This window comes from Accumulibacter sp. (assembly GCF_031732815.1).
Taxonomy (GTDB): domain Bacteria; phylum Pseudomonadota; class Gammaproteobacteria; order Burkholderiales; family Rhodocyclaceae; genus Accumulibacter.
In genome coordinates, this window is the sequence record NZ_JAVMKF010000144.1 from 1 (window position 1) to 4,687 (window position 4,687).

5 protein-coding genes and 1 pseudogene are annotated in these 4,687 nt (G+C 63.2%); all 6 read left to right on the forward strand.

Going from position 1 to position 4,687, the window contains the following annotated elements; translation table 11 throughout:
* A partial coding sequence (locus tag RKP46_RS09910) for a transporter substrate-binding domain-containing protein (protein WP_311106494.1) occupies window positions 1-563 on the forward strand: 563 nt, incomplete at its 5' end.
* 173 nt (window positions 564-736) lie between these two features.
* Window positions 737-1,474 carry an amino acid ABC transporter permease gene (locus RKP46_RS09915; protein WP_311106495.1) on the forward strand — a complete coding sequence of 246 codons (738 nt, stop codon included), beginning with the start codon at window positions 737-739 and terminating at the stop codon, window positions 1,472-1,474.
* 3 nt (window positions 1,475-1,477) lie between these two features.
* Window positions 1,478-2,152 (forward strand): glutamate/aspartate ABC transporter permease GltK, encoded by a 675-nt coding sequence (gene gltK, locus RKP46_RS09920; RefSeq protein WP_311106496.1) that lies wholly within the window; start codon window positions 1,478-1,480, stop codon window positions 2,150-2,152.
* Window positions 2,149-2,877: an amino acid ABC transporter ATP-binding protein gene (locus tag RKP46_RS09925; RefSeq protein ID WP_311106497.1), complete on the forward strand. Its 729-nt coding sequence runs from the start codon at window positions 2,149-2,151 to the stop codon at window positions 2,875-2,877. The genes gltK and RKP46_RS09925 overlap by 4 nt, the downstream gene beginning before the upstream one ends.
* Window positions 2,878-2,988: 111 nt before the next feature.
* The gene (aspA, locus tag RKP46_RS09930) at window positions 2,989-4,389 is read left to right on the forward strand and encodes an aspartate ammonia-lyase (RefSeq protein ID WP_311106498.1); all 1,401 of its coding nucleotides are present in this window, start codon (window positions 2,989-2,991) and stop codon (window positions 4,387-4,389) included.
* A 96-nt stretch (window positions 4,390-4,485) separates the two neighbouring features.
* Window positions 4,486-4,687, forward strand: a pseudogene (locus RKP46_RS09935) (sensor histidine kinase); the annotation flags it as partial.

Consider the following 4,687-nt stretch of genomic DNA (forward strand, 5'->3'; position numbering starts at 1 on the left):
ACAACACCGAGCGCCAGAAACAGGTCAGCTTCTCCAACACCTTCTTCATCATCGGTACCCGCCTGCAGACCAAGAAGGATTCCGGCATCAACGATTTCGCCGATCTCGCCGGCAAGAATGTCGTGACCACCGCCGGCACGACCTCCGAGCGCATCCTGAAGAAGATGAACGAAGAGAAGGGCATGAAGATGAACATCATCTCGGCCAAGGACCACGGCGAATCCTTCCTGACGCTGGAAACCGGCCGTGCCGTCGCCTTCATGATGGACGATGCGCTGCTCTACGGTGAAATGGCCAAGGCCAAGCGTCCGGCCGACTGGGCTGTCGTCGGTACCGCGCAGTCGAAGGAAGCGTACGGCTGCATGCTGCGCAAGGATGACCCGGGTTTCAAGAAGGTGGTCGATGGCGCCATCGCGAAGCTGCAGACCTCGGGCGATATCGACAAGATCTACGCCAAGTGGTTCATGAACCCGGTGCCGCCTAAGGGCCTTAACCTCAACATGCCGATGTCGGATGACATGAAGGCGCTGCATAAGGCACCCAACGACAAGGCCTACGAGTAATTTCATTCCGTCCCCGGCGCGCGGCTGACTTTGTCGACTGCGCCTTGCCGTGCTGTTCGCACTGCCTGCGGCTGGTCTTCGCGTCAGCCACGCGCCGTGAACGGAATGCCGTAGCCCCGTTTTACCGTGCTGCACCCGTGCAGCACTCCCGCAACTTTTCTGCTGACTAAACCATGGCCTATAACTGGAACTGGGAAGTCTTCCTGCAGCCGTCCGCCACCGGCGACGATACCTATCTGGGCTGGTTGATCACCGGCTTCAAGTGGACGGTGTCGCTGTCGCTGTCGGCCTGGGTGATCGCACTCGTCGTCGGGTCGATCATCGGTGTGCTGCGCACGGTGCCGAACCGATGGCTATCGGGATTCGCCACCGCCTGGGTCGAACTCTTCCGCAATATCCCGCTGCTCGTGCAGCTCTTCATCTGGTATTTCGTGCTGCCCGAGTTGCTGCCGCAAGGCCTCGGCAACGCCATCAAGCAGAGCAATCCGCTCTGGCAGCAGTTCTTCGCGGCGATGATCTGCCTGGGGCTGTTCACGTCCGCTCGCGTCGCCGAGCAGGTCCGCTCCGGCATCGAATCGCTGCCCAAGGGGCAGAAGAACGCCGGTCTGGCCATGGGCTTCACCTTGCCGCAGGTGTATCGCCACGTGCTGATGCCGATGGCCTACCGTGTGATTTTGCCGCCGCTCACTTCGGAGTTCCTCAACATCTTCAAGAACTCGGCGGTGGCCACGACGATCGGTCTGATCGAGCTGTCGCGGCAGGCGCAGCAGCTGGTCGACTACACGGCGCAGCCCTACGAGGCGTTCATCGCGGTGACCGTGATGTATCTGCTGATCAACGTGACGGTGATGTTCCTCATGCGTCGTCTGGAAGAGAAGGTCCGCGTGCCGGGCTTCATCGGGGGGAAATGAGCCATGTACGAATTTGACTGGACTTCCATTCCCGGGGCCATTCCGCTGCTGGCCAAGGGCCTGCTGGTCACGCTGGAGGTGACGATCACCGCCATCGTCGTCGGCATCGTCTGGGGCACTATCCTCGCGGTTGCCCGCCTGAGCAGCAATCCCGTAGTCGCCAAGCTTGCCGCGGGCTACGTCAACCTGTTCCGCTCGGTGCCGCTGGTGATGGTGATCCTGTGGTTCTACCTGATCGTGCCGCAGGGCTTGAAGGCGATCTTCGGCAACGACATCGGTGACATCCGGCTGACGTCTGCCCTGGTGGCCTTTGCGCTGTTCGAGGCGGCCTACTACTCGGAAATCATCCGGGCGGGTATCCAGAGCGTGCCCAAGGGGCAGGTCGGTGCCGGCCTTGCACTCGGCTTCACGCCGGGGCAGACGATGCGCCTGATCGTGCTGCCGCAGGCCTTCCGCAATATGACGCCGCTCTTGCTGACGCAGGCCATCATCCTCTTCCAGGATACGTCGCTGGTGTATGTGATCGGTCTCTCCGACTTTTTCGGCACCGCCTACAAGGTGGGCGACCGCGATGGCCGTCTGGTTGAGTTGCTGCTCTTCGCCGGCCTGATCTATTTTGTCATCTGCTTCTCCGCCTCGCAGCTGGTGAAGCGTCTGCAAGCGAGGTTCGTGAAATGATCGAAATCAAGAACGTTTCCAAGTGGTACGGTCAGTTCCAGGTACTGACCGACTGCACCACCCATGTGAACAAGGGCGAGGTCGTGGTTGTCTGCGGCCCGTCCGGTTCGGGAAAGTCGACGCTGATCAAGTGCGTCAATGCACTGGAGCCTTTCCAGTCCGGAGAGATCATCGTCAATGGCACCTCGGTCGGCGATCCGAAGACCAACCTGCCGAAGCTGCGCTCGCATGTCGGCATGGTGTTCCAGCACTTCGAGCTTTTCCCGCATCTGACCATTACCGAGAACCTGACGATCGCGCAGGAGAAGGTGCTCGGCCGCTCGAAGGACGAGGCACGTGACAAGGGCCTCAAGCTGCTCGATCGCGTCGGCCTCAAGGCGCATGCGCACAAGCACCCGGGCCAGCTCTCCGGCGGCCAGCAGCAGCGCGTGGCGATCGCCCGTGCGCTGGCGATGGACCCGATCTGCATGCTGTTCGACGAGCCGACCTCGGCCCTCGATCCGGAGATGATCAACGAGGTTCTCGACGTCATGGTCGAGCTGGCGCAGGAAGGCATGACCATGATGTGCGTGACGCACGAGATGGGCTTCGCCAAGACCGTCGCGCATCGCGTCATCTTCATGGACCACGGCCTGATCGTCGAGGATGCAACGAAGGACGACTTCTTCGGCAAGCCGCGCTCCGACCGGGCGCAGCAGTTCCTCGCCAAGATCCTGCATCACTGATCGCAGCAACCGGCCCGCTTCGGTGGGCCGGTGTCTTCCCCTGAACACTTTTGCAGCATGCGCATCCAGACGCAGGGGAGCGCTCATTCAAAAATTACGAAGGAGACAGCCATGAATACCCGAATTGAGCACGACCTGCTCGGCGACGCACCGGTACCTGCACAGGCCTACTGGGGCGTGCACACGCTGCGCGCGATCGAGAACTATCCGATCACCGGCAAGCCCATCGGCAGCTATCCGGAACTGGTGCGGGCGCTGGCGCTGATCAAGCAGGCTGCCGCGCTGGCGCACAAGGAACTGGGCCAGCTCGACGCGACGCGCGCCGACGCCATCGTCGCCGCCTGCCAGGAAGTCGCCGGCGGCAAGCTGCACGACCAGTTCGTCGTCGACGTCATCCAGGGCGGTGCCGGCACCTCGACCAACATGAATGCCAACGAGGTGATTGCCAACCGCGCGCTCGAACTGCTCGGGCGGCAGAAGGGCGACTACGCCTACCTGCACCCGATCAACCACGTGAACATGTCGCAGAGCACCAACGACGTCTATCCGACGGCGCTGCGCGTCGCCACCTGTTTTTCCATCGGCAACCTGCTCACGGCGATGGCCGGCCTGCGCGGTGCCTTCGAGGCGAAGGCCGAGGAGTTCAAGGACATCCTCAAGATCGGCCGTACGCAATTGCAGGACGCGGTGCCGATGACGCTCGGCCAGGAGTTCTCGACCTACGCGGTGATGCTGGGCGAGGATGAGGCGCGCCTGCACGAGGCGATCGCGCTGATCCGCGAGATCAACCTCGGCGCGACGGCGATCGGCACCGGCATCAACACCGACATCCGTTACGCAAAGATGGCGATCCGCCACCTTTCCCAGCTTTCCGGCCTGCCGCTGGAAGCGGCGCCGAACCTGATCGAGGCGACGCAGGACTGCGGTGCCTTCGTGCAGCTTTCCGGTGTGCTGAAGCGCATCGCCAGCAAGCTCTCGAAGACCTGCAACGACCTGCGCCTGCTTTCCAGCGGGCCGCAGGCCGGCCTCAACGAGATCCGCCTGCCGCCGCGTGCCGCCGGTTCGTCGATCATGCCGGGCAAGGTGAATCCGGTGATTCCGGAAGTGGTGAACCAGATCGCCTTCGAGGTGATCGGCAACGACGTGACGATCACCATGGCCGCCGAGGGTGGGCAACTGCAGCTGAATGCCTTCGAGCCGATCATCGCGCACAGCCTGTTCAAGAGCGTCGAGCACCTCGCCGCCGGTTGCCGCACGCTGACGCAGCATTGCGTCGTCGGCATCACGGCCAACAGGGAACTGCTGGCCGAACGCGTGCGCACGTCGGCCGGGCTGGCGACGGCACTCAATCCGTACGTCGGTTACGAGAATGCCACGCGCGTCGCCCAGGAAGCCTTGCGCACCGGGCGCGGCGTCGCCGAGCTGGTCGAGGAGATGGGGCTGATGTCGCGCGAGGAACTCGATCAGGTGCTGCGCCCGGAGGTGCTGACGGCGCCCCGCCAGATGGGCTGAGGCGTCGATCGGGCAGCGGGCCCGGGGGTCGGGCTGGGGCGTCCGATTGCGTACAATGAGGGTCGCTCCGTTGATCCCTTCGGTCCGCCATTGTCAATGATCCCCATTCCTGCCGCTGCAACTGATCGCCCGCGTGCTTCCCGGCGCAAGTGGCTCGACGTCGGCGCTCTGCTCCTGCTGCTGGCCGTTGCCGGCGTCGGTGGCTATCTGCTGGCGGAGCGCCAGGGTTTGCGGCAGTTGCAGCAGGAGTCGCTGCATCGCCTGGACCTGCTGGCGACGGCGATCGACAGCGAGGTGT

Coding starts and splice junctions, on each gene's coding strand:
- gltK (WP_311106496.1), top strand. CDS start 1,478: ATGTACGAATTTGACTGGACTTCCATTCCCGGGGCCATTCCGCTGCTG.
- RKP46_RS09915 (WP_311106495.1), top strand. CDS start 737: ATGGCCTATAACTGGAACTGGGAAGTCTTCCTGCAGCCGTCCGCCACC.
- RKP46_RS09925 (WP_311106497.1), top strand. CDS start 2,149: ATGATCGAAATCAAGAACGTTTCCAAGTGGTACGGTCAGTTCCAGGTA.
- aspA (WP_311106498.1), top strand. CDS start 2,989: ATGAATACCCGAATTGAGCACGACCTGCTCGGCGACGCACCGGTACCT.